The following is a 23112-nucleotide window of genomic DNA, read 5'->3' on the forward strand; positions in this document are numbered from 1 at the left end:
CAAAATGATACATCAAATTAAACAAAAAATTTGCCAGTTTCAACAAGCTCGTATTCCGCTTAATGTGGGGATATGGCAGGATCAATCCCTTGAATTATTGTGGTTTGATCAACAACAAACGCCCCATGTAGAAATATTGCCGCTTACGGCAATAGCATCTGTACAACAACAGGTTAAACAGCAAAGCAAATCAAGCAGAATACAATGGGTAACCGCTATATTACCACAGCATACTTGGTCAAAGCGGTTAATTTTACCACATTTACTTAGCCCCCAAGAATGTGAACAACAATGCCACTATACTTTACAGCAAGAATTACCCCTAGCAAATGAACAAATTTGGTTTGACTATTGTTACCAAACCTTACCCGTAGAACAAAATCTGCATGCTAGTCAGCTAGATATTGTGGCGATTAATTCTCTGTCCGCTCAACAATATATCCAACAATTTTTACCCATAAAAATCAATGTATTAGATCATCTTTCCGCTGTTTTATTGCGTGCTTTTTATTATCTTTGCCCTGAATTACAGCATAACAACGAAGTATTATGGTTATATCAAGATCAGCAAATGGCTATTGCAATCCAAGATAAACCACAACAATGCCAACTCTTGCAAAAAACGTCGGAAAATTTGACCGCACTTATTCAGCAATATCAACAATCTTATGCGGCTAATATTAAACATTATGTCTTATATCGCAGTGCTAATTTCTCAAGTCATTTAGCCAAGCAATATGATTGGCATCTTGTTGATAATCAATTGCCGCTTATTCCGCTAGGTTGTGCCTTATGGGGAAAAGCTAATGTAATAAATGTTCCACAAGGAAATAGCCACTATGTCAATTAAACGAGAACTTAACTTATTACCTTGGCGACTTTATGCCCATCGTCAAAAACGTAACCAATTTTTATTGGTTTTGCTGATAATGATGTTAGCCACCTTTATATATCATCAAATCATGAGTAGCAAAAATCAACAAAGCCAACGCCAATATTATCAATTACAACGCCAACAACAGCAAATAGAACAACAACTTGCCGAAAGCCAACAACAATTATATCAACTTCGGCAACAAGCAAATCCTAAACCCTTGAGGGCAATTAGCGTCCACCAACTTGAGCAAATACTCTTAACCATTCAACAATTTCCTTTAGCCCAAGGCGAATTGACCCAACTTTTATTACATTATCACGAACAACAACTTGTCTTAATTTTGCAAGGTAAAAGTACGCCTCAAGAGTTTAGTGGGATTGAACAACTGTTGCATCAACAATTATGGTTACAGCAAATGGAATTAACGGATTTTATCCCTCAAAGCCCACAATTAGTACAATTTGAACTGTATTTACACATAAAAAGCGAGGATCATTATGCGAATTAACGTACTACGTTATTTTGACCAACCCCATAATTCATTTGGTAAATGGCTAGCCTTGCCATTATGGCAAAGCTATCTCCCCTTGTTTCTATTAACATTACCCATAATCTATTTACTTACCGCTCAATATGCTAAAAACCAACAGGCGTTAATGAGGCTACAAAACGATGTCGCACAATTACAACAACGCTTTATTCATCAACAAAAATTATCACACCACCTACGTCAACAATTATCTTCGCCAATATTAGAAAAAGGAGCGGATCTTAGTTTGGCTAATCAAAAAATCCAACAACTTAGCCAACAATATCAACTACATATTCAGCATCAACGCTGGTTCTTTACGCCACAAGCCAATTTACAATTACAAGTTACTGGACATTATGTTCAATTAGTCCCTTTTTTGTTCCATTTATTACAAGATAACTCAATACAGCTTCTTAAACTTAAGGTACAACAACACACCGAGAAAAATCCACAACATTCCATTTTTAGTGAAATTCACTTACGACTTCAAAGGAAATAGTATGCGTACGCCATTACTTTTATTCATGTTTCTAGTGCTAATAGGCTTAACTCAAGCCTTTGCCGATCCCTTTAATAAAGCGAGTACAACAACACCGCATCTGGCGCAACTTAATTGCCATAAAGAGCAAAAAGTTCTTGCACAACATATTCCATTTGAGGATATACAATGGGTAGGGATCATTCAACAAGCAGAGAATATCAGCTTGTTATTCAGTCTTCCAACCCAACAAGTATTACAAGCTAAACAAGGGGATTTTATCAGCCAACAACGCCTGCAAATTCAACAGGTTTCAACGCAACAAATTCGTTTATTAGATTGGCAACAAAGCCTAAGCTGTGAACAGCCTAATACACGTTTTATTCATTTTTAGGGGGCAAAATGCAATCTTGGCTTTCTTTCAATTTTAATCCGCTCAACAAGGAACGAGTCATAAAGTGCGGTCTGTTTTGCTTAATTTTTTTCCTCTCAACGCTGGGATTAACACAAAATGCAACCCTTTCATCTTCTCTTGAGCAACAACCTTTTTCCATTCAGCTCAAACAAGCCCCATTGGTCGCCACCTTGCAACGCCTTGCCAATGATTATCACACCAATTTAGTCATTGATGATGAATTAACTGGCACAATTTCTTTACAATTACAACAAACCCATTTTGAGGAATTATTAACCGCTATTGCTCAAATTAAAAATCTCTCGTTATGGCAGGAAAATAACATTTATTACCTCTCTCGCCAAGCAAAGCTCACGCCTTTGCCCCCAGAAAACGCCATAACCTTTGAGCCTTCTAGTATGACCTCTGAGAAATTACATACGGAAGCGATCAAATTGCATTTTGCTAAAGCCTCAGAGGTAATAAAGTCGCTGACCCCACAAATGGGGTCATTACTTTCTGCACAAGGGAGCTTATCCTTTGATCAGCGTAGTAATCTTATTTTATTGCAAGATGAAAAAGCCTCCGTCAAAAATATCAAAAAACTGATCCAAGCCATGGATAAACCCATTGAACAAATTGCCATTGAGGCAAGAATTGTTACCATCAGTGATGAAAGCCTTAAAGAATTGGGTGTACGCTGGGGAATGTTTAATCCAACGGAGCAGGCTCAGCATATAACAGGACGTTTAGAAGCCAATAATTTTAATCAACTAACAGAACAGTTGAATGTCAATTTCGCTGCAATTAACCCTGCCGCCGCAATGACCTTGCAACTGGCTAAAATCAATGGGCGTTTATTAGATTTAGAATTAACGGCATTGGAGCGAGAAAATAATGTGGAAATTATTGCTAGCCCTCGCTTACTTACCACCAATAAACAAATGGCAAATATTAAACAAGGTACGGAGATTCCCTATGTAATCCTTGATGCTAAAAATAATAATCATCGTATTGAATTTAAAGAAGCGGTATTAGGTTTAGAAGTTACCCCACAAATCAGCCCCAATAAGCATATTTTGTTAGATTTAGTGGTTACTCAAAATTCCGTAGGGAATAATATGGCGGCGGGTACAAGCCATGCTGTTAGTATTGATAAACAGGAAATTCGTACCCAAGTCTTTGCCCAAAATGGAGAAACCATTGTCTTAGGCGGGATCTTTCATAATAGTATTACTAAGCAAGTGGACAAAGTGCCATTGCTCGGTGATTTACCCTTAATTAAGCGTTTATTCTCTAAAGAAATGGAACGTCAACAACGCCGAGAATTGGTTATTTTTGTTACCCCATATATTTTATAGTCGTTTCAATTTGAATAAGGCAAGATATGTAAAGGCGGTATTACTTTAAAATGGGACGACGATAACAACCAAATAAGCAAAGTACATTTTTTGTTAAGCAAAATAAAAAGTGAAAAAAGCCTGATGCAAGGTTGAAAAATGGGGGCATTTATTGAGATAATACGCCTCATCTCAAAATTTATTAAAATTCGAGGTTTGGCTGATCTTAGATTATGTCGCTATCCTCAGCGATATAATTTTTTAAGATTAATGAATAATTAGATATTTAATAACAAAGAACATAACAATGGCTGAAAAACGTAATATTTTTCTTATTGGTCCTATGGGTGCAGGTAAAAGCACGATTGGACGTCAACTTGCCCAGCAATTAAATATGGAATTTATTGATTCTGATCAGGAAATTGAGCAACGTGCTGGTGCTGATATTAGCTGGATTTTTGACCTTGAAGGCGAAGAAGGTTTCCGCAAACGTGAAGAACGTGTTATTAATGAACTTACCCAAAAACAAGGCTTAGTGCTTTCCACTGGTGGTGGTGCTGTATTATCCAAAGATACACGTAATCATTTGTCTGCACGAGGCATTGTCATCTATTTACAAACCACTGTTGAAAAACAATTTCAACGTACTCAGCGTGATAAAAAACGCCCTTTGTTACAAGATGTGGAAGATCCTCGAGCGGTATTAGAGGAATTAGCGAAAATTCGTAACCCACTTTATGAAGAAATTGCGGATTTTACCTTGCCTACTGATGAACAAAGTGCAAAAGTCATGGCAAATCAAATTGTGGATCTGATTGAGGGTTTCCACAGTTAATCCTTTCACAACCAAATAAAATAAGGAACTCTAATGTTGTGCGTTAATGTTGAATTAAAAGAGCGTGGTTACCCTATCCATATTGGCGAAAATTTACTTTCTGATACGCAGGTTTATCCGTTAAAAGCGGGACAAAAAGTGATGATCGTCAGTAATCCTACGGTAGCGGAATACTATCTTGCCCCTGTAACCACAACATTAGAAAAAATAGGTTGTCAGGTGGATTATGTGTTAATCCCTGATGGTGAACAATATAAAAATCTTGACTCCCTCAATATGATTTTTACCGCTTTATTAGCGGGTAATCATGGAAGAGATAGTACCTTAATTGCTTTAGGTGGCGGCGTAATTGGCGATGTCGCAGGTTTTGCTGCTGCCAGTTATCAACGAGGTATTCCCTTTATTCAAATTCCTACCACATTATTAGCCCAAGTGGATTCTTCCGTTGGTGGCAAAACCGCAGTGAATCATGAATTAGGTAAAAATATGATTGGGGCTTTCTATCAGCCTATTGCGGTAATTATTGATACGCTTACTCTCAATACCTTGCCAAAACGGGAAGTCAATGCAGGATTAGCGGAAGTCATCAAATATGGGGCGATTTTAGATATTGATTTTTTCCAATGGTTAGAACAGCATATTGATCAGTTGGTCGCGTTACATAGCGAGCCTTTACAATATTGTATTGCTCGTTGTTGTCAAATTAAAGCCGATGTGGTGGCACGTGATGAAACTGAACAAGGAGATCGTGCCTTATTAAATTTAGGACATACTTTTGGACACGCTATTGAAGCACATTTAGGTTATGGTAATTGGTTACATGGCGAAGCCGTAGCAGCGGGTATGATGATGGCTGCGGTATTTTCACAAAAACTGGGCGATCTTTCGCCACAAGAAGTGGCTCGCCTAGAAAAACTACTTGCTCGAGCAAATTTACCTACCCAATCGCCAGATGGTATGACCGCACAGGATTATTTGCCTTTAATGATGCGTGATAAAAAAGTTTTAGCAGGCAAGTTACGCCTCGTGTTACTTAAACAACTTGGTCAGGCTTATGTGGCGAAAGATGCCAATCAAGAATTAGTGCTTGAAACAATCCGTTGCTGTAGCCCACAAAGCTAACTTATCATTATCTTATGACCAAAGCTGTATCCCAACCTGCCCTTAAATCACGTTCATTCCTCAAATGGGCAGGGGGAAAATATCGTCTTACCGAACAAATTAGCCAATTATTGCCTAAACGCAAAGCCTGTTTAATTGAGCCTTTTGTGGGAGCGGGTTCGGTTTTTCTCAATAGTAATTTTAAGCAATATATTTTGGCGGATGTTAATCCTGACTTAATTAACTTATTCAATATTGTGAAACAAGATGTTGAGCAATATATTGCTGATTGCAAACCGATTTTTTTTCACCCTGAGGCAAATACTGCTAGCTATTATTATTTAAAACGGGACGAATTTAATCAATCGCAAGATATTTATCAACGTGCTATTTTATTTTTATACCTTAACCGTTTTGGTTTTAATGGTTTATGTCGTTACAATTCACAGAATAAATTTAATGTTCCCTTTGGGGCTTATAAAACCCATTATTTCCCTGAACGTGAACTCCGCTTTTTTGCCCAAAAAGCACAAAGTGCGGTGTTTATTTGCAAAGATTTTCGTGAAACCTTCCAACTTGCCGATAAAAACTCGGTAATTTATTGCGATCCACCTTATGCTCCTCTTGAGCAAATCAGTAATTTTACCCATTACGCTGAAAAAGAATTTACGCTAATTCATCAACGAGAATTAGCTGAACTTGCTCAAAAAACGGTTCTTCAACATAATATTCCTGTGATTATTTCTAATCACGATACCGCTTTTACCCGCGAAATCTATCAAGGGGCAAAAATCAAAAAAATTAAAGTCCAACGTTCCATTAGTCATTCAGCTCAAAAACGCATTAAAGTTAATGAACTGATTGCCGTGTTTAAATAATTCTTTCCTAAATTTACATTTATCATCAATTAATAAAAAAACATATCATTAACAATATCTTTACATTAATGTTAATTGAAATTAAAAATAAATCATATAGAATGAAAATTAGTCAATCTTCCCTGATTGGCGACTACGTTGGATAAAACATAATTTTATCCAAAATCCAAGCACTCGTTATGGAGAATAAATTATGGCTAAAAATTTAAATGTCTTTGATAAGCAATATGGCTTATTCATCAATGGTGAATGGACAATGGGTAGCCGAGGTGAAATGCTTACCTCTTACAATCCAGCCAATAACCAACCCTTAGCCTCTTTTGTTAATGCCACTAATGAAGATGTTGATATGGCGATTAACGCAGCACAACAAGCTCTAAAAACTTGGCGTCATACCACAGTTACAGAGCGTGCCACAATCTTAAACCAAATAGCCGATATTATTGATGAACATACGGAATTATTTGCGTTACAGGAAACCCTAGACAACGGCAAACCTATTCGTGAAACTCGTGCCGCCGATATTCCATTGGCTGCGGATCATTTTCGCTATTTTGCAGGCGTTATTCGGGCAGAAGAAGGATCGGTAAACCAAATTGATCAAGAAGATCTTTCTATTGTATTGCACGAGCCTATCGGTGTTGTTGGGCAAATTATCCCTTGGAATTTCCCATTTTTAATGGCAGCTTGGAAAATTGCTCCTGCTTTAGCGGCGGGCTGTACCATTGTTATTCACCCGTCTTCCACTACCTCCTTAAGCCTGTTGTCTTTCGTTCAAAAAATTCATCATTTACTTCCTAAAGGGGTATTAAATGTGATCACAGGAAAAGGCTCGCAATCAGGCGAATATATGTTACACCATAAAGGTTTTAACAAATTAGCCTTTACTGGCTCAACCCAAATTGGGCGACAAGTCGGTATTGCTGCTGCGGAAATGCTTATTCCTGCCACCTTAGAACTTGGTGGCAAATCCGCAAATATTTTCTTTGATGATATGCCTTTTGATAAAGCACTGGAGGGGGCTCAAAAAGGGATTTTATTTAATCAAGGACAGGTTTGCTGTGCTGGCTCACGTATCTTTGTACAAGAGGGCATTTACGATAAATTTGTTACTGCCTTGGCAGAAGAATTTAAAAAAGTGAAAGTCGGTTTACCTTGGGAAGATGATACCCAAATGGGAGCGCAAGTGAACAAGGGGCAACTTGATACCATTTTGAACTATATTGAAATCGGTAAGCAAGAAGGCTGTCAAGTTATCACTGGTGGTAACAAAATAACTGGAGAATTAGCACAAGGAGAGTTTGTTGAACCTACCTTGCTTGCCGCGCCAAACAATCAAGCTCAAATTGCCCAAGAAGAGATTTTTGGCCCAGTGGCAACGATTATCAAATTCAAAACGGAAGAAGAAGTCATTGCTATGGCAAATGATAGCGAATATGGTTTAGGTGGTGCGGTTTGGACAATGAATATTAATCGTGCATTACGGGTTGCCAAAGCAATACAAACAGGACGTATGTGGGTAAATTGCTATAATCGCTTACCAGCAGGTGCGCCATTCGGTGGCTATAAAGCCTCTGGTATCGGACGAGAAACCCATAAAATGATGCTTTCTGCTTATACGCAAGTAAAAAATATTTATATTAGTTTGCGCGAAGAGCGTGAGGGAATGTATTAAATAAGCAATCACAAGATAATGAACAGCAAGCCAAACAAAAATTGTTTGGCTTGATTTTTATTGTCTGCTTTAAAATTATTGAAAATTTGACCGCACTTAAGCATAAAATGTCCCCATTCAAACTATAATCGTTTCAATTTAAACTAAGACAAGGCGGCACGCCGAAGATAGTTCAAAGAGTACGGCGAAACGTGCCAACGCTGTATCACTGACTATAATTTCTCACTCAATGAATTTGCCCTCTTTATTATAGGAGTAAATCGCTTTTCTAATTCCCCCCTCAACAAAAATTTCCCATATAACGGAACAATTAAATCTATTTTTGAAAATTTGAATAAGATCACATTAAATTTTTATTTAATCATGAATAATTTATATCACCTGAATTAGTGAAGGAGTTCATTTATGGCAGTATCTAAAAGCCTGACTAAAGGAATAAAGGTGATCGAAGCGATTGCATTGGGCTATCGAACGTTGACGCATATTCAGAAACATTTACAACTACCTAAAACGACAACACACCGTATTTTAAAAAGTTTAGCGAATGAAAATTATATTCGTGATGTTAAAGGTATCGGTTATGTACTAGGTACAAATTTAATTCGTTTAGGTATTTTGGCACAAGAACAAATGCCATTAAAAGCTATTGCTTTTCCTTATTTAAAAAAATTATCAGAGCAAACTTGTGATACCGTACATTTAGGTGTACGTGAAGGTGATTATGTTTTTTATTTAGAGAAAATTCCGGGCAACCGAGCCATTGAAATGCGTTCTAAAATTGGGGATCGTCTACCTCTTGTTGTCACGGGGATTGGTAAAGCCTTAATGCTAGATTTACCTCAAACAGAAATTGAAAAATTAATTGGGCGTTATGTTGCTGATCATAAGAAAGAGGCAATAAAACAAAGAATGAAACAATATTGCCAGCAAGATTTTAGTTTTGATTTAGAGGACAATAGTGAATTTCTACATTGCGTTGCTGTGCCAATAAGAAATAAGTATGGCAACATTATTGCAGCAATCTCCATTGCGAGTATCAGTCTTTATATGCCTACGGAACGAATGTATCAGCTAGTTAAACAACTAAAAATCGTTTCTCAACAAATATCCAATGATATTGAAAACCACCTCTAACTAACTTATTTAAAGGAGAAATTATGTTTACTGATCTCAAAGAAAAAAAAGTCATTGTAACTGGTTCAACCAAGGGGATTGGATTAGCTGTAGTGAAATTATTTGCCAAACTAGGAGCAAAAGTGGCAATGACAGCACGGCATAAACCAGATAATCTTGATCAACTGCTACAAGAGATTGAAGGGCAAGTTAAATTCTATTGCTTTGATGCTAGCCAAGAACAACAATGTCAAACATTTATTAATGAGTTCGTTCAAGAATTTGGTGGCATTGATATATTAATTAATAATGTAGGAGGGCTAGTAGGAAGAAAACAACTCTATGATATTGAGCAAAACTTTATGGATAAAGTTTTTGATCTTAATGTTGCCTCTGTGCAATATATGACCAAACATTGCTTACCTTATTTAATTTTATCCGCCCAACAACCAAACTGGACTGCTTCTGTTATTAGTGTTGGTTCATTTGCTGCTTATATGGGAGGTGGGCCAGGAGCATCGCTATATGCAGCGGCAAAAGGCTGGTTACATACAATAAATAAATCTTGGGCAATTGCCCATGCCAAAGAAGGCATACGTTTTAATCTTGTTTCACCTGGTACTGTGGATACGGATTTTCATGCTGATAAAGATCAGAACACCAGGGAGATGATTAATAAAACGATTCCTTTAGGGCGATTTGGTAAACCTGCTGAAATGGCTCCCGCTTTTGCCTTTTTAGCTTCTCATTCAACCTCAGGCTATATTACAGGACAAATTATCAATGTAAATGGTGGACAATATATGCCTTAATTTTAGCCAATCTATTCCCCCTTATTTTATAGGAGATAAAAAGATGAAACGACTAACACAATGCTTAATCTTTTGTTTATTAATGGTAACTCACTCCTTATTCGCCAATAATTATCCTACGAGAAATATTGAAGTTATTGTGCCTTATGCGGCAGGAGGAGGAACCGATCTTGTGGCGCGTGCTTTTGTTGAAATGGCAAATAAACATTTACCGCACAATATGGGTGTAGTTAATAAAACAGGTGGCGGTGGTGCTGTAGGATTAACCGAAATTGTTACTGCACGTCCTAATGGATATAAAATTGGTATTGGCACTGTTGAATTAACCATGTTACCAAATCTTGGTTTAGTACATTGGAAAGCAACTGATGTAATTCCTATTGCTTTGTTAAATGCCGAACCTGCTGCTATTTCGGTAAATGCCAATGCTCCTTGGAGTAATTATCAAGAATTTATTGATTATGCAAAGGAAAATCCTGACAAAATCCGTATAGGAAACTCGGGGTCTGGTGCCATTTGGCATATTGCTGCTGAGGCTTTAGGGGAGAAAACAGGTGCTAAGTTTAAACATATTCCTTATGCTGGAGCAAATCCAGCTGTTACAGAGTTATTAGGAGGGCATATTGAGGCAGTAACCGTTAGTCCAGCCGAAGTTATCAGCCATGTCAAAAATGGGAGTATAAAAATCCTTGCTGTGATGTCAGAGCAAAGGGTAGAACAATTTCCTGATGTCCCTACTTTAAAAGAATTAGGAGTTGATTTATCTATTTCAACATGGCGAGGATTAGTTGTTCCTCCAAATACTTCCCCCGCAATTCAACAAAAACTCGCTGAAGTCGCAGCAAAAGTAGGAAATGATCCTGAATTTATTGCAGCTTTAGAAAAAATGAATGTTACACCAGTTTATTTAGATAGCGAATCTTTCGCTGAGATCATTAAAAAAGATAATTTATTTTTCCAACAAATTATGCAAAAACTGGGATTAGTACAATAAATATTGGTTGGCTTGACTAAAACTATTCGTCAAGCCCCCTTATTAACCGACTAAAGAAGGAGATAAAAGATGTCATCAGCAAAACAATACGACTATTTGAGTATCATCATTTATTTATTCTTATTAATCATTGGGATAGGTGCAGCATTACATAGTACAACATTCCCAACATTTAATTTAGCCAATGACGTTGGTACTGCACGTTTTCCCTTAATATTTTCTATTAGTTTGAGTGTATTATGTGGTATAGGATTAATCCGTACCATTTTTATCAAAAACCAATCAACCCACAATTATTTAACAGGCTTAAAAAAAGCATTTATCGCAATAGGACTAAATACTATCACCATTTTACTGATAGATCTGATTGGATTTTATCTTGCTACCTTTATTTTTTCTGTATCTATCATGATATTACTTGGTATTAAAAATAAATATCACATTATCTTACTCAATTTATTATTAATTTTATTTGTCTATCTTATCTTCCAACAATTATTGAATGTCCCTCTTCCTATGGGACAATTCTTGGAGGGATAAATTATGGAAAATCTTACACTATTATTACAAGGTTTTAGCCATTTATTTGCTAATCCAACTGCATTGCTATTTGGTATAGTAAGCATTTGTTTTGGTTTGATATTAGGCGTATTACCCGGATTAACCGCGACTATGGGCGTCGCTATTTTGTTACCTTTTACCTTTGGTATGGAACCCGTCGTTGCCTTATTAATGTTAAGTGGGGTGTTTTTTGGCGGAATTTATGGTGGCTCAATTACAGCAATTTTAATTAATATTCCCGGTACCCCTGCGGCGGCAGCCACTGCTGCAGATGGATTTAGTTTAACCCAAAAAGGTAAAGCGGGACAGGCTTTGGGGTTTGCTACGATGGCCTCGGTAATAGGAGGTTTGGTTAGTGTCATTGTTTTAACCTTTATGTCGCCTATTCTCGCTAAATTTGCATTGAAGTTTTCTGCTCCAGAAAATTTTGCTTTAGCCTTATTTGGATTAAGTATCATTATTGGTATTTCAGGTAAATCAATTTTAAAAGGCTTGATTGCTGGAATGCTAGGATTATTAGTCTCCACCATTGGGCTAGATCCAATGACTGGCTATCCTCGCTTTACTTTCGGTAACAATGAATTAATGACAGTGCCTTTTATCCCAGTGATGATTGGTTTATTTGCAGGATCAGAAGTCTTTAAATCTATTGCTGAATCAAATGATATTCAAAGAAATCATATTCAGATCCCTAAAATCATGCCGAAATTACAAGAAGTGAAACAATATTCTCCGCTAATGATTAAATCAGGATTAATTGGGAGCTTTATTGGCTCAATTCCGGGTGCTGGAGCCGATATTGCGGCATTTGTATCCTATAATGAGGCTAAGCGTTTTTCTAAATATAAAGAAAAATTTGGTACTGGGCGTATTGAAGGCGTCATTGCTGCCGAGGCGGGATCAAACGGTTGTACTGGTGGTGCTATGTTGCCTATGCTTAGTTTGGGCATACCTGGTGATGCCGTAACCGCTGTGATGCTTGGGGCATTAACATTGCAAGGATTACAGCCCGGTCCATTATTATTTGCAGAACATAGTGAACTTTTATTCACTTTATTTGCAGGTATGTTTATTTGTTATATTGCATTATTTGTTGTTGGTTTCTCTACATTAAAATATTTGGTTCGTATATTATCAATGCCTAAGGCATATTTAATACCTATAATATTAACGCTTTGTTTAGTTGGCACTTTTGCAATCAATAATACAATTTTTGATATAGGAGTTATGTTAATCGCTGGCATCATTGGTTATTTTATCAGAATGCGGGATTTTCCTGTATCCCCTATTGTCTTAGCCATGATTATGGGACCAATGGCCGAAGCTAATTTCAGAAGAGCACTAGCTTTACACAATGGTCATTTAGATTTTCTCTATACTAGACCAATCACCTTAACATTATTTGTTATTGCATTACTTACCCTCTTTTTTCCACTAATAAAACAGCTGTATCAATATATCAAACGTAGCGAGGTTAATTTATGAACATTATTACTGTTGATTGGGGAACATCATCATTTAGAGCCAACTTGGTCACAAGTGAAGGAAAAGTAATAGAAACAATAGCAAATAACCAAGGTATTACACAAATAAATCAATCCTTTAAACAAGTATTACAACAAAATCTTGGTCAACTAACGGGATACCAAGCCAATATTCCCATTATTATGTCAGGAATGATTGGCTCAAAAAATGGGTGGTATGAAGTGCCTTATGTTTCTCTCCCCTGTAATAGTCAGACGTTAGCACAAGGTATAGTAAAACTCAATGAACCAGAAATAGAAATCTATATTATTGCAGGTGTTGCTAAAACAGGCAAAGATACCGATGTATTACGTGGTGAAGAAACAGAAATCATCGGAGCAATAACCAGTTTAAATCTCATAGATACCACGATGATTATTCCCGGTACACATTCCAAAGTAGTCAAAATTGAACAGGGATTGTTAACAGACTTCAAGACTTTTTTGACGGGTGAAATGTTTTCTGCCCTGTGTCAAGCCACTATTTTAGGAAGTTTTGGATCTAAAGTAAGCGAAACATCACCTTGGTTTTATCAAGGCGTAGAATTAGCCTATCAAACTCAACACGCAGGGGATTTATTAAATATTATATTTCAAGCACGTAGCCAAGTATTAATAGCCAAACTCCCCCCTCAAGAGGCAGCAAGTTTTTTAAGTGGTATGCTAATTGGTGCTGAAATTGGTGCCTCAAATTATGCTTATCCTGATATTTGGATTTTAGGTAATGGAAAATTACCTCAACTTTATCAACAAGCCCTCGCTCATCTAAATTACCGCAGTCAAATTGTACCCAATAATGCAGCTAGCTTAGGAGCTTTAACCATATTTAATCAATATCAAAGAGGTTTGCTATGAATAAGTTATTTTCTCAATATTTACAACAAAATCCTATTATTGCTATTTTACGAGGGATCCAACCACAAAATTGCCTAGCTATTAGCCAAATTCTCTATGATCTTGGCATTAGAATTATTGAGGTTCCCCTTAATTCTCCCAATCCTTTTATAAGTATTCAGCGATTAGCAGATACTTTTCAACATAAAGCTATTATAGGAGCAGGAACAGTATTAACTGATCAACAAGTAGAACAAGTTTATCAAGCAGGAGGAAAAATTATCATCGCTCCGAATCTTGATTTACAAGTAGGAATCGCTGCCAAACAGCGACAAATGCTTTGGTTACCTGGTGTTTTTACCCCAAGCGAGGCATTCTTAGCATTAAACCATGGTGCTGATGCATTAAAAATATTCCCTGCCGAAGCCATATCACCACAAACAATTAAGGCATGGCGTACTGTTTTGCCAGTGACAAGTAAACTTATTGCGGTTGGTGGTATTAACCATCACAATATTCATTTATATTTAACATATTGTGATGGCATTGGTATAGGTAACGGGCTATTTAATGTAGGAGATGATACAGCTACGGTATTGAATAAAACCAAAAGTATTCTACAAACAATCAATTAAATGTATAGTGGTTTCAATTTAAACTAAGACAAGGCGGCACGCCGAAGAGAGTACAAAGAGTACGGCGAGGCGTGCCAATACAGTGTTATTTTAAAGTGAAACGACTATAACGTAAAACAACGTAAGAGACGTTAGCAAATACCCACACTTTCATTATAATAAAGCGAATTTTTATACAAACTATTATCAACAGAGGAGAATAAAATGAATAAAACTGTTGCCGATCAAGTTGTTGAAATGTTAATTGAGGCAGGGGTAAAACGGGTATATGCCATTACTGGCGATAGCTTAAACCCAGTTAATGATGCTATTCGTCGTAATGGTGAGATCGAATGGATTCACGTTCGTCACGAAGAAGTGGCGGCTTATGCGGCTTCAATGGATGCAGAATTAAATGGTATAGGTTGTTGTATGGGCAGTTCTGGGCCGGGACATGTGCATTTAGTAAATGGCTTATATGATGCTAACCGTTCAGGCAACCCAGTGATCGCCATTGCCAGCACTTGTCCAACCAATAAATTTGCTCAAGATTATTTCCAAGAAACCAACCCTTATTATTTATTCCAAGATTGCAGTAAATTTGTCGCCGTTGCTAATACCGCAGAGCAAACACCACATATGTTACAAGCGGCATTGCAAAATGCCGTAGCACAACGTGGCGTTGCCGTATTGGGCTTACCTGGCGATGTGGCTTCCGCTAAAGCAGTAGCCATTAGTACCGCAACACAACATTATCCTGCAAAACCGATTTTCCGCCCGAATGATCAAGAATTGCAACAGTTGGCAGACTTACTCAATCAGCACAAAAACATTACCCTTTATTGTGGACACGGTTGCCAAAATGCGGTCTCTGAAGTACGTCAATTAGCGGAAAAATTAAACGCACCGATTGCCTATACTTTCCGTGGCAAAATTTTCTTTGATAGCGATGATAATGCACACAAAGTGGGGCTTAATGGCTTATTGGGCTACCGTTCTGGCTATGATGCTTGCCATAAAGCGGAAGTGTTAGTGATGTTAGGTTGCGATTTCCCTTATACTGAATTTTTACCAACCAACAATAAAATCGTACAAATTGATATTAATCCTGCACGTTTAGGACGCCGAGCTCAATTAACTCAAGGCTTAGCTGGCGATATTGCGGATACCTTACAAGCATTACTGCCATTAATTAATGCCAAAACTGACCGCACTTTCTTGCAAGCAATGCAACAAGAATTTGCCAAATCAGAAGCGAATTTCAATAGCTATATCACCGAAAAAAGCAAAGAAGACGAAATTCAACCTGAATATGTTGCCCACTTAGTCAATGAACTAGCCGCTGATGACGCCATTATGACCGTAGATACAGGTATGACAGTAGTTTGGGCAGCCCGTTTTATTGGACGCAAAAAAGATCGCTACCTCACAGGTTCTTTTAATCACGGCTCAATGGCAAATGCAATGCCTATGGCGATTGGCGCCGCTGCCACCAATACCCCACGTCAAATTGTGGCACTTTGTGGCGACGGTGGCTTATCTATGTTACTCGGCGATTTAGCCACCATTATGCAATACCAATGGCCGATTAAAATTATTGTGTTTAATAACCGTAGCCTTGGTATGGTGAAATTAGAAATGCAAGCTCACGGTTTTGTGGACTGGCAAACCAATATGGTTAATCCACCCTTTGAAAAAATCGCCGATCTTATGGGCATTAAAGGCTTTACCGCCCATAAAGGTAGCGAAGTGGAAGATGTCTTAAAACAAGCCTTTGCTCATCAAGGCCCTGCTTTAGTCAATATCTATACTTCATCTGATGCACTAAGCTCTCCACCACATACTAGCCTTGCTCAAGTGCGTGGTTTTATGACTTCAATGATGAAAAAAGCCTATGCAGGCGAAACAGAAGAAGTGATTGCCGCCGCAAAAGCAGGAATAAAACACGTTAAGGATTTATTCTAAAAAATAACGCATTGTTTTATCGGTAAAAAATAACGAAAATAGACCGCACTTTTGTTTGAGAATACTCCGAAGTGCGGTTATTTTTGCTTTTATAGTAAATAATATAGCGTTGGTACGCTTCGTTGTACTACTTGTAGCTCTAAAAATAATCCTAGAACCTACCGCACTTTTTCTTTATATTAAATAATCAAAAAAATTGCTTTTATTCTGCTATTCTTATTTATAGCAAAGTGCGGTACACTTTGCCAAAATTTTTGCACAAATTAAGGTTTATTATGTTAAGTTATCGTCATAGCTTTCATGCAGGCAATCATGCCGATGTATTAAAACATTTAGTATTAATGTTGATAATTGAAAGCCTACAACAAAAAGACAAAGGATTTTATTATTTAGACACCCATGCGGGGACGGGGCATTATCAATTAACCAGTTCTCAATCGGAAAAAACAGGGGAATATAAAGAGGGGATTGCACGTTTATGGGATAAAACGGATTTACCCTCCGAATTAGCACGTTATGTGAAGTTAATTCAGCGTTTAAATGGCAGTAAAACTTTGCGTTATTATGCGGGATCACCGTTAATTGCTGCCACTTTGTTACGTCCACAAGATCGGGCGTTATTGACAGAATTACACCCTACGGATTTCCCTTTATTGCGTCATAATTTTAGTCAATTTGCTAATGTAAAGGTAAAACGTGAAAATGGTTTTCAGCAGTTAAAATCAACCTTACCTCCTAAGGAACGGCGAGGGTTGATCTTGATTGATCCGCCTTATGAATTAAAGCAAGATTATGAATGGGTGGTAGACGCTATTGAGGAGGGCTATAAACGTTTTGCAACAGGGATTTATGCTATTTGGTATCCTGTGGTATTACGTCAGCAAACCAAACGTATGATCAATGGGTTACGACAAACGGGCATTAATAAAATTTTGCAAATTGAACTTGCCGTTGCCCCTGATAATCAACAGCGAGGTATGACAGCGAGTGGTATGATTGTGATTAATCCACCTTGGCAGTTAGAAAGTCAAATAAAACAATTATTGCCTTATTTAGTGAATTGTTTAGTTCCCACAGGAACAGGGCATTGGACTGTGGATTGGCTTGTGGGGGAGTGAGAATTATCCATTTAGGTATTGTAAAACAGTAAAATGATAAAAATGTTATCAAAACACACCGCACTTTTGATGTATATATTTTTAATAGTTAAGTAATCGTACTTAAACCATTGATAACACCAATCAAACCAATCTATTCAATCCGTTTGCCTTATAAGTGAATTTCTAGCACAATAGGGCAAATTTTTTTAATATTTTAAAAGGATAGAAAAATGACAAGACATTATGATTATATTGCTATTGGTGGCGGTAGTGGGGGCATTGCCTCAATTAATCGTGCGGCGAGCTATGGTAAAAAATGTGCCATTATTGAGGCAAAACATTTAGGTGGAACTTGCGTCAATGTAGGTTGTGTGCCGAAAAAAGTGATGTGGCATGGGGCTCAAATTGCTGAAGCAGTGAAACTTTATGCACCAGATTATGGTTTTGATCTTGAATTAAAATCCTTTGATTATGCCAAATTAGTGGAAAGTCGTGAGGCTTATATTGGGCGTATTCATAATTCTTATAATAATGTATTAAGTAAAAATAATGTTGATGTTATTCAAGGTTTCGCTAAATTTGTAGATAGTAAAACCGTTGAAGTGAATGGCGAAAAAATTACCGCGGATCATATTTTGATTGCAACAGGTGGTCGTCCATCTCGTCCAAATATTGAGGGAGCGGAATATGGTATTGACTCTGATGGCGTATTTGCTTTGCGTGAATTGCCAAAACGTGTAGCCATTGTTGGGGCAGGTTATATTGCGGTAGAGCTTGCAGGGGTGTTTAATAGTTTTGGTGTGGAAAGTCATTTATTTGTGCGTAAACACGCACCATTGCGTTCAATGGATCCGATGTTGTATGAAACTTTAATGGAGGTTTTTGAACAAGATGGTATTCAGTTACATACTCAAGCTATTCCGCAACGAGTGGTAAAAAATGCAGATGGTTCATTAACTTTAACATTAGAAGACGGACGCAGTACCGATGTGGATTGTTTAGTGTGGGCGATTGGGCGTGAGCCTGCTACGGATGTGATTAATCTTGAAGCCACTGGCGTAGCTACTAATGAACGTGGTTTTATCAAGGTAGATAAATTCCAAAATACCAATGTGGCAGGTATTTATGCGGTGGGCGATATTATTGAGGGCGGTATTGAACTTACGCCAGTGGCAGTCGCCGCAGGTCGCCGTTTATCTGAACGTTTATTCAATAATAAACCAAATGAACATTTAGATTATAATTTAGTGCCAACAGTGGTATTTAGCCACCCACCGATTGGTACTATTGGTTTAACCGAACCTGAAGCTATTGCACAATATGGGGAAGACAATGTTAAGGTGTATAAATCCAGTTTCACTGCCATGTACACTGCCGTTACGCAACACCGTCAGCCTTGCCGTATGAAGTTAGTTTGTGTAGGTAAAGAGGAAAAAATTGTTGGGTTACATGGCATTGGGTTTGGTGTTGATGAAATGATCCAAGGTTTTGCTGTTGCCATTAAAATGGGAGCGACTAAGGCTGATTTTGATAATACCGTTGCTATTCACCCAACAGGTTCGGAAGAATTTGTAACGATGCGTTAATAAAGGGGATTGAATAAATTAAAGTGCGGTGCGTTAGCAAAATATTTTGCTAAAAACCACCGCACTTGTTGTTAAATATTAATCATAGTAGCAATAATGAAATGTGATTTTTATAGTCGTTCCATTTTAAAAGTGTTTCTGTTTTAAACCATAGGTTATGGTATAGCCTATGGTTTAACATAGATTTCATCAGTCAACTGTTTGATATATCAAGTTTAGATGGTCAATATTAAGTTAATAACCCTATAACTCTTATGGGTTATTATTGATAATCATTATCAATAACGCTTGACTTGTTGAGGAATTGAAGTAATATTAATTTGCTATTTATGGATTTACATAAAAATACATAAATGGAAAAAATTATATTCTACTGATCAATATTTTAATATTGATCCTCAATTCTAGGAGATAACAATGAAATTAAAGTATTTTATGACAGGACTTGCCCTGTTTTGTGTGGGAATAACTGCTCAAGCTCAACAATTTAAAGTATTAACCACCTTTACCGTCATTCAGGATATTGCTCAAAATGTGGCGGGTGATGCGGCGGTAGTGGAATCTATTACTAAACCGGGGGCAGAAATTCACGATTATCAACCCACACCAAAGGATATTGTGAAAGCACAATCAGCGGATTTGGTGTTGTGGAATGGCTTAAACTTAGAGCGTTGGTTTGAGCGTTTTTTCCAAAATGTAAAAGATAAACCATCGGTAGTTGTAACGGAAGGCATTACTCCTATTGCCATTACAGAGGGGGCTTATAAAGACATGCCTAATCCACACGCTTGGATGTCGCCATCAAATGCGTTGATTTATATTGAAAATATTAAAAACGCATTAATCAAATATGATCCTAAAAATGCTGATACTTACCGCAAAAACGCACAAGCCTATGCGGAGAAAATTCAGTTATTAGATCAACCGTTGCGGGCTAAATTATCCCAAGTGCCAGAATCACAACGTTGGCTTGTAACTAGCGAAGGGGCATTTAGTTATTTAGCTCATGATTATGGTTATAAAGAGGCTTATTTATGGCCAATTAATGCCGAGCAACAGGGAACGCCGCAACAAGTGCGTCAATTAATTGATTTAGTCAAGAAAAATAACATTCCTGTGGTATTCAGTGAAAGCACAATTTCGCCAAAACCAGCCCAACAAGTGGCGAAAGAAACAGGGGCGAAATACGGCGGTGCGTTATATGTGGATTCTTTATCTACTGCCGATGGTCCTGTGCCAACCTATATTGATTTATTGAATACAACGGTATCTACCATTGTAGAGGGTTTTAATAAATAATGTCATCATTAGTTTCTATTCATGTTGAAGATGTCAGTGTCCGTTATAGCAACGGACACGTTGCCATTTATGATGTTAGCTTTGCGTTGCAAGGAGGTATGACTTGTGCGTTATTAGGAGTAAATGGCAGTGGTAAATCCACCTTATTTAACAGCCTAATGGGCTTAGTGCGCCCTACTAAAGGCAATATTACCCTGTGCGGATTGCCGATTAACCAAGCCTTAAAACAAAATTTAGTGTCTTATGTTCCGCAAAGCGAAAATGTAGATTGGGCATTTCCTGTTTCAGTCTATGATGTGGTTATGATGGGGCGTTATGGTTATATGAACTTCTTGCGAATTCCCAGTAAACAGGATAAGCAGAAAGTCGCAGAGGCGATGCAACGGGTAAATGTTGAGCATTTAGCCCATCGTCAGATTGGTGAACTATCTGGTGGACAAAAAAAACGGGTTTTTCTTGCTCGTGCTTTGGCACAGCAAAGTAAAATTATTTTGCTTGATGAACCTTTTACGGGCGTGGACGTCAAAACGGAAAATGCCATAGTGGATCTGTTAAATCAATTACGTGCTGATGGGCATTTAATTTTAGTGTCCACCCATAATTTAGGTAGCGTGCCAGATTTTTGTGATCAAGTGGTGATGATTAATCGCACCGTTCTTGCTACAGGAAATATAGAAAGTACTTTTAACCAAGAAAATTTAGAACGTGTATTTGGTGGGGTATTACGCCATATTAAATTATTGGGCGATGATTTACATGATGATGAAGATCCACGAGCGGTAACCGTCTTAACCGATGATGAACGCCCTGCGGTATTTTATGGACATACCAAATGCGATCCACCTGCCCCCATTATTAAAAATGATAAAGGTAAACCATAATGCTGGAGATGCTTATTGAGCCGTTTCAATATAATTATATGTTAAAGGCTATTCTTGTCAGTGCTGCGGTGGGCGGAATTTGTGCTTTTTTATCCGCTTATTTAATGCTAAAAGGTTGGTCATTAATTGGCGATGCGTTATCCCATTCGGTTGTACCTGGTGTCGCCATTGCTTATGCCTTTGCTTTACCCTATGCTTTAGGGGCTTTTTTCTCTGGTTTTTTAGCGGCAGTCGCTATTTTATGGATAAAATCCATTACCAAATTGCGTGAAGATGCGGTAATTGGCTTTATTTTTACCACTTTTTTTGCCATTGGCTTATTGATTATTTCCTTAAATCCCACCTCGGTTGATGTACAATCTATCGTATTAGGTAATGTGCTTGGCATCAGTGATAGTGATATGATCCAAGTATTATGGATTATCGCTATTAGCCTTATTTTTCTTATTTTACATTGGAAAAATCTGTTATTAGTCTTTTTTGATGAAACCCATGCTCGTTCTGTGGGGTTATCGCCATTAGCCTATAAAATTTTATTTTTTACCCTATTAAGTGCTTGTGTAGTTGCCGCTTTGCAAACGGTTGGGGCGATTTTAGTCATCGCAATGGTCATTACCCCGGGGGCAACCGCATATTTATTAACGGATCGTTTTGGTAAACTGATTATTATTGCCGTATTACTTGGCGTACTAACCAGTGGAATCGGCGCTTATTTAAGTTATTATCTTGACGGCTCAACAGGGGGGATTATCGTTAGTTTACAAACCTTGTGTTTTCTACTGGCTTTCTTTTTTGCCCCTAAATATGGACTAGTCAAACAACGTTTAGCAAATAAAGGCAATATGAACATAGGAGAGCAATCATGCAAATAATTTGGAATTGGTTGACCGAGCCTTTTGTTTTCCCTTTTATGCAAAATGCCTTGATAACCGCATTAACGGTAGCGATTATTTGTGCTGTATTATCCTGTTATTTGGTCTTAAAAGGTTGGTCATTAATGGGCGATGCTATTTCACACGCTGTTTTACCGGGTATTGTTATTGCATTTTTATTGGGCATTCCACTGGCTATTGGGGCATTTTTCTCAGGTATTTTTTGTGCAGTCAGCGTGGGTTATCTAAAAGAAAATAGCCGTATTAAAGAAGATACAGCAATGGGCATCGTGTTTGCGGGAATGTTTGCTTTTGGTTTAGTGCTGTTTACTAAGGTAGAAACCAACCAACATTTAATGCACATCTTATTTGGTAACTTATTAGGCATTAGCCAAGCCGAACTTATCCAAACGCTTATTATTAGTTTGTTAATTTTTGCTGTAATTGTAGCGAAAAGACGAGATTTTTTGTTATATTGCTTCGATCCTAGCCACGCAAGGGTTGCAGGATTATCCATTCGCCGTTTACATTATGGTTTATTGATCTTATTAGCTTTAGCCATTATTACTGCAATGCAAGTGGTGGGAATTATTTTAGTGGTGGCAATGTTAATCTCGCCGGGTATTACCGCTTATTTACTCACTCATCGTTTTGATATGATGCTACTGATCGCTTTAATTACTTCCGTATTTTCCACTGTGCTAGGCACATTATTAAGTTATCATATTGATGCCGCCACAGGACCTTGTATTATTTTATTGCAAGCCCTATTCTTTTTGTTCGCATTAATTTGGTCTAAAATACGCCTGTCGCTCGGTATGGAAACTAATCCAAGCTAGCAAAAAATT

At 37.6% G+C, this 23112-nt stretch carries 23 protein-coding genes; all 23 read left to right on the forward strand.

Annotated features, from left to right (window positions below; translation table 11 throughout):
• Positions 1 to 4: 4 nt before the first annotated feature.
• The 23 genes from A6A20_RS10830 (at position 5) to A6A20_RS10940 (ending at position 23103) form a co-directional block, all read left to right on the forward strand.
• Entirely contained in the window at positions 5 to 850 is an 846-nt protein-coding gene (locus tag A6A20_RS10830; protein ID WP_279573438.1) for a competence protein ComA, read from the forward strand.
• Positions 840 to 1385 carry a hypothetical protein gene (locus A6A20_RS10835; RefSeq protein ID WP_279573439.1) on the forward strand — a complete coding sequence of 182 codons (546 nt, stop codon included), beginning with the start codon at positions 840 to 842 and terminating at the stop codon, positions 1383 to 1385. Before A6A20_RS10830 ends, A6A20_RS10835 begins: the two co-directional genes overlap by 11 nt.
• Complete coding sequence (locus A6A20_RS10840; protein WP_279573440.1) at positions 1375 to 1908, forward strand: hypothetical protein; 534 nt, start codon at positions 1375 to 1377, stop codon at positions 1906 to 1908. Before A6A20_RS10835 ends, A6A20_RS10840 begins: the two co-directional genes overlap by 11 nt.
• A gap of 1 nt (position 1909) precedes the next feature.
• Complete coding sequence (locus A6A20_RS10845; RefSeq protein ID WP_279573441.1) at positions 1910 to 2281, forward strand: pilus assembly protein PilP; 372 nt, start codon at positions 1910 to 1912, stop codon at positions 2279 to 2281.
• An 8-nt stretch (positions 2282 to 2289) separates the two neighbouring features.
• The gene (locus A6A20_RS10850) at positions 2290 to 3642 is read left to right on the forward strand and encodes a type IV pilus secretin PilQ (protein ID WP_279573442.1); all 1353 of its coding nucleotides are present in this window, start codon (positions 2290 to 2292) and stop codon (positions 3640 to 3642) included.
• 286 nt (positions 3643 to 3928) lie between these two features.
• Positions 3929 to 4456, forward strand: coding sequence for a shikimate kinase AroK (gene aroK, locus A6A20_RS10855; protein WP_279573443.1), 528 nt, complete (start codon positions 3929 to 3931; stop codon positions 4454 to 4456).
• 33 nt (positions 4457 to 4489) lie between these two features.
• On the forward strand, positions 4490 to 5578 hold the full coding sequence (aroB, locus tag A6A20_RS10860) for a 3-dehydroquinate synthase (RefSeq protein WP_279573444.1): 1089 nt from the start codon (positions 4490 to 4492) through the stop codon (positions 5576 to 5578).
• 14 nt (positions 5579 to 5592) lie between these two features.
• A complete protein-coding gene (locus A6A20_RS10865; RefSeq protein WP_279573445.1) occupies positions 5593 to 6435 on the forward strand; it encodes a Dam family site-specific DNA-(adenine-N6)-methyltransferase in 843 nt (280 codons plus the stop codon).
• Between the two features lie 193 nt (positions 6436 to 6628).
• Positions 6629 to 8110, forward strand: coding sequence for an aldehyde dehydrogenase family protein (locus tag A6A20_RS10870; protein ID WP_279573446.1), 1482 nt, complete (start codon positions 6629 to 6631; stop codon positions 8108 to 8110).
• A 405-nt stretch (positions 8111 to 8515) separates the two neighbouring features.
• Positions 8516 to 9244 (forward strand): IclR family transcriptional regulator, encoded by a 729-nt coding sequence (locus tag A6A20_RS10875; RefSeq protein ID WP_279573447.1) that lies wholly within the window; start codon positions 8516 to 8518, stop codon positions 9242 to 9244.
• A 23-nt stretch (positions 9245 to 9267) separates the two neighbouring features.
• Positions 9268 to 10035 carry an SDR family NAD(P)-dependent oxidoreductase gene (locus A6A20_RS10880; protein ID WP_279573448.1) on the forward strand — a complete coding sequence of 256 codons (768 nt, stop codon included), beginning with the start codon at positions 9268 to 9270 and terminating at the stop codon, positions 10033 to 10035.
• 43 nt (positions 10036 to 10078) lie between these two features.
• The gene (locus A6A20_RS10885) at positions 10079 to 11029 is read left to right on the forward strand and encodes a Bug family tripartite tricarboxylate transporter substrate binding protein (protein ID WP_279573449.1); all 951 of its coding nucleotides are present in this window, start codon (positions 10079 to 10081) and stop codon (positions 11027 to 11029) included.
• A 69-nt stretch (positions 11030 to 11098) separates the two neighbouring features.
• Complete coding sequence (locus tag A6A20_RS10890; protein ID WP_279573450.1) at positions 11099 to 11569, forward strand: tripartite tricarboxylate transporter TctB family protein; 471 nt, start codon at positions 11099 to 11101, stop codon at positions 11567 to 11569.
• A 3-nt stretch (positions 11570 to 11572) separates the two neighbouring features.
• Complete coding sequence (locus A6A20_RS10895) at positions 11573 to 13075, forward strand: tripartite tricarboxylate transporter permease (RefSeq protein ID WP_279573451.1); 1503 nt, start codon at positions 11573 to 11575, stop codon at positions 13073 to 13075.
• On the forward strand, positions 13072 to 13968 hold the full coding sequence (locus A6A20_RS10900; RefSeq protein ID WP_279573452.1) for a 2-dehydro-3-deoxygalactonokinase: 897 nt from the start codon (positions 13072 to 13074) through the stop codon (positions 13966 to 13968). Before A6A20_RS10895 ends, A6A20_RS10900 begins: the two co-directional genes overlap by 4 nt.
• Positions 13965 to 14582 carry a 2-dehydro-3-deoxy-6-phosphogalactonate aldolase gene (locus tag A6A20_RS10905; protein ID WP_279573453.1) on the forward strand — a complete coding sequence of 206 codons (618 nt, stop codon included), beginning with the start codon at positions 13965 to 13967 and terminating at the stop codon, positions 14580 to 14582. The genes A6A20_RS10900 and A6A20_RS10905 overlap by 4 nt, the downstream gene beginning before the upstream one ends.
• 204 nt (positions 14583 to 14786) lie before the next feature.
• Positions 14787 to 16526: a thiamine pyrophosphate-dependent enzyme gene (locus A6A20_RS10910; RefSeq protein WP_279573455.1), complete on the forward strand. Its 1740-nt coding sequence runs from the start codon at positions 14787 to 14789 to the stop codon at positions 16524 to 16526.
• A gap of 275 nt (positions 16527 to 16801) precedes the next feature.
• A complete protein-coding gene (locus A6A20_RS10915) occupies positions 16802 to 17644 on the forward strand; it encodes a 23S rRNA (adenine(2030)-N(6))-methyltransferase RlmJ (RefSeq protein WP_279573456.1) in 843 nt (280 codons plus the stop codon).
• Between the two features lie 212 nt (positions 17645 to 17856).
• On the forward strand, positions 17857 to 19212 hold the full coding sequence (gene gorA / locus A6A20_RS10920) for a glutathione-disulfide reductase (protein ID WP_279573457.1): 1356 nt from the start codon (positions 17857 to 17859) through the stop codon (positions 19210 to 19212).
• Between the two features lie 435 nt (positions 19213 to 19647).
• Complete coding sequence (locus A6A20_RS10925; protein ID WP_279573795.1) at positions 19648 to 20511, forward strand: metal ABC transporter substrate-binding protein; 864 nt, start codon at positions 19648 to 19650, stop codon at positions 20509 to 20511.
• Positions 20511 to 21392: an ATP-binding cassette domain-containing protein gene (locus A6A20_RS10930; RefSeq protein WP_279573458.1), complete on the forward strand. Its 882-nt coding sequence runs from the start codon at positions 20511 to 20513 to the stop codon at positions 21390 to 21392. The genes A6A20_RS10925 and A6A20_RS10930 overlap by 1 nt, the downstream gene beginning before the upstream one ends.
• Complete coding sequence (locus A6A20_RS10935) at positions 21392 to 22264, forward strand: metal ABC transporter permease (protein WP_279573459.1); 873 nt, start codon at positions 21392 to 21394, stop codon at positions 22262 to 22264. The genes A6A20_RS10930 and A6A20_RS10935 overlap by 1 nt, the downstream gene beginning before the upstream one ends.
• Positions 22255 to 23103, forward strand: a complete 849-nt coding sequence (locus A6A20_RS10940) for a metal ABC transporter permease (RefSeq protein WP_279573460.1) — start codon at positions 22255 to 22257, stop codon at positions 23101 to 23103. The genes A6A20_RS10935 and A6A20_RS10940 overlap by 10 nt, the downstream gene beginning before the upstream one ends.
• Positions 23104 to 23112: the final 9 nt, after the last annotated feature.

It is taken from the genome of Volucribacter amazonae, from assembly GCF_029783845.1.
Lineage (GTDB): Bacteria > Pseudomonadota > Gammaproteobacteria > Enterobacterales > Pasteurellaceae > Volucribacter > Volucribacter amazonae.

Coding starts and splice junctions, on each gene's coding strand:
- A6A20_RS10830 (WP_279573438.1), top strand. CDS start 5: ATGATACATCAAATTAAACAAAAAATTTGCCAGTTTCAACAAGCTCGT.
- A6A20_RS10835 (WP_279573439.1), top strand. CDS start 840: ATGTCAATTAAACGAGAACTTAACTTATTACCTTGGCGACTTTATGCC.
- A6A20_RS10840 (WP_279573440.1), top strand. CDS start 1,375: ATGCGAATTAACGTACTACGTTATTTTGACCAACCCCATAATTCATTT.
- A6A20_RS10845 (WP_279573441.1), top strand. CDS start 1,910: ATGCGTACGCCATTACTTTTATTCATGTTTCTAGTGCTAATAGGCTTA.
- A6A20_RS10850 (WP_279573442.1), top strand. CDS start 2,290: ATGCAATCTTGGCTTTCTTTCAATTTTAATCCGCTCAACAAGGAACGA.
- aroK (WP_279573443.1), top strand. CDS start 3,929: ATGGCTGAAAAACGTAATATTTTTCTTATTGGTCCTATGGGTGCAGGT.
- aroB (WP_279573444.1), top strand. CDS start 4,490: ATGTTGTGCGTTAATGTTGAATTAAAAGAGCGTGGTTACCCTATCCAT.
- A6A20_RS10865 (WP_279573445.1), top strand. CDS start 5,593: ATGACCAAAGCTGTATCCCAACCTGCCCTTAAATCACGTTCATTCCTC.
- A6A20_RS10870 (WP_279573446.1), top strand. CDS start 6,629: ATGGCTAAAAATTTAAATGTCTTTGATAAGCAATATGGCTTATTCATC.
- A6A20_RS10875 (WP_279573447.1), top strand. CDS start 8,516: ATGGCAGTATCTAAAAGCCTGACTAAAGGAATAAAGGTGATCGAAGCG.
- A6A20_RS10880 (WP_279573448.1), top strand. CDS start 9,268: ATGTTTACTGATCTCAAAGAAAAAAAAGTCATTGTAACTGGTTCAACC.
- A6A20_RS10885 (WP_279573449.1), top strand. CDS start 10,079: ATGAAACGACTAACACAATGCTTAATCTTTTGTTTATTAATGGTAACT.
- A6A20_RS10890 (WP_279573450.1), top strand. CDS start 11,099: ATGTCATCAGCAAAACAATACGACTATTTGAGTATCATCATTTATTTA.
- A6A20_RS10895 (WP_279573451.1), top strand. CDS start 11,573: ATGGAAAATCTTACACTATTATTACAAGGTTTTAGCCATTTATTTGCT.
- A6A20_RS10900 (WP_279573452.1), top strand. CDS start 13,072: ATGAACATTATTACTGTTGATTGGGGAACATCATCATTTAGAGCCAAC.
- A6A20_RS10905 (WP_279573453.1), top strand. CDS start 13,965: ATGAATAAGTTATTTTCTCAATATTTACAACAAAATCCTATTATTGCT.
- A6A20_RS10910 (WP_279573455.1), top strand. CDS start 14,787: ATGAATAAAACTGTTGCCGATCAAGTTGTTGAAATGTTAATTGAGGCA.
- A6A20_RS10915 (WP_279573456.1), top strand. CDS start 16,802: ATGTTAAGTTATCGTCATAGCTTTCATGCAGGCAATCATGCCGATGTA.
- gorA (WP_279573457.1), top strand. CDS start 17,857: ATGACAAGACATTATGATTATATTGCTATTGGTGGCGGTAGTGGGGGC.
- A6A20_RS10925 (WP_279573795.1), top strand. CDS start 19,648: ATGACAGGACTTGCCCTGTTTTGTGTGGGAATAACTGCTCAAGCTCAA.
- A6A20_RS10930 (WP_279573458.1), top strand. CDS start 20,511: ATGTCATCATTAGTTTCTATTCATGTTGAAGATGTCAGTGTCCGTTAT.
- A6A20_RS10935 (WP_279573459.1), top strand. CDS start 21,392: ATGCTGGAGATGCTTATTGAGCCGTTTCAATATAATTATATGTTAAAG.
- A6A20_RS10940 (WP_279573460.1), top strand. CDS start 22,255: ATGCAAATAATTTGGAATTGGTTGACCGAGCCTTTTGTTTTCCCTTTT.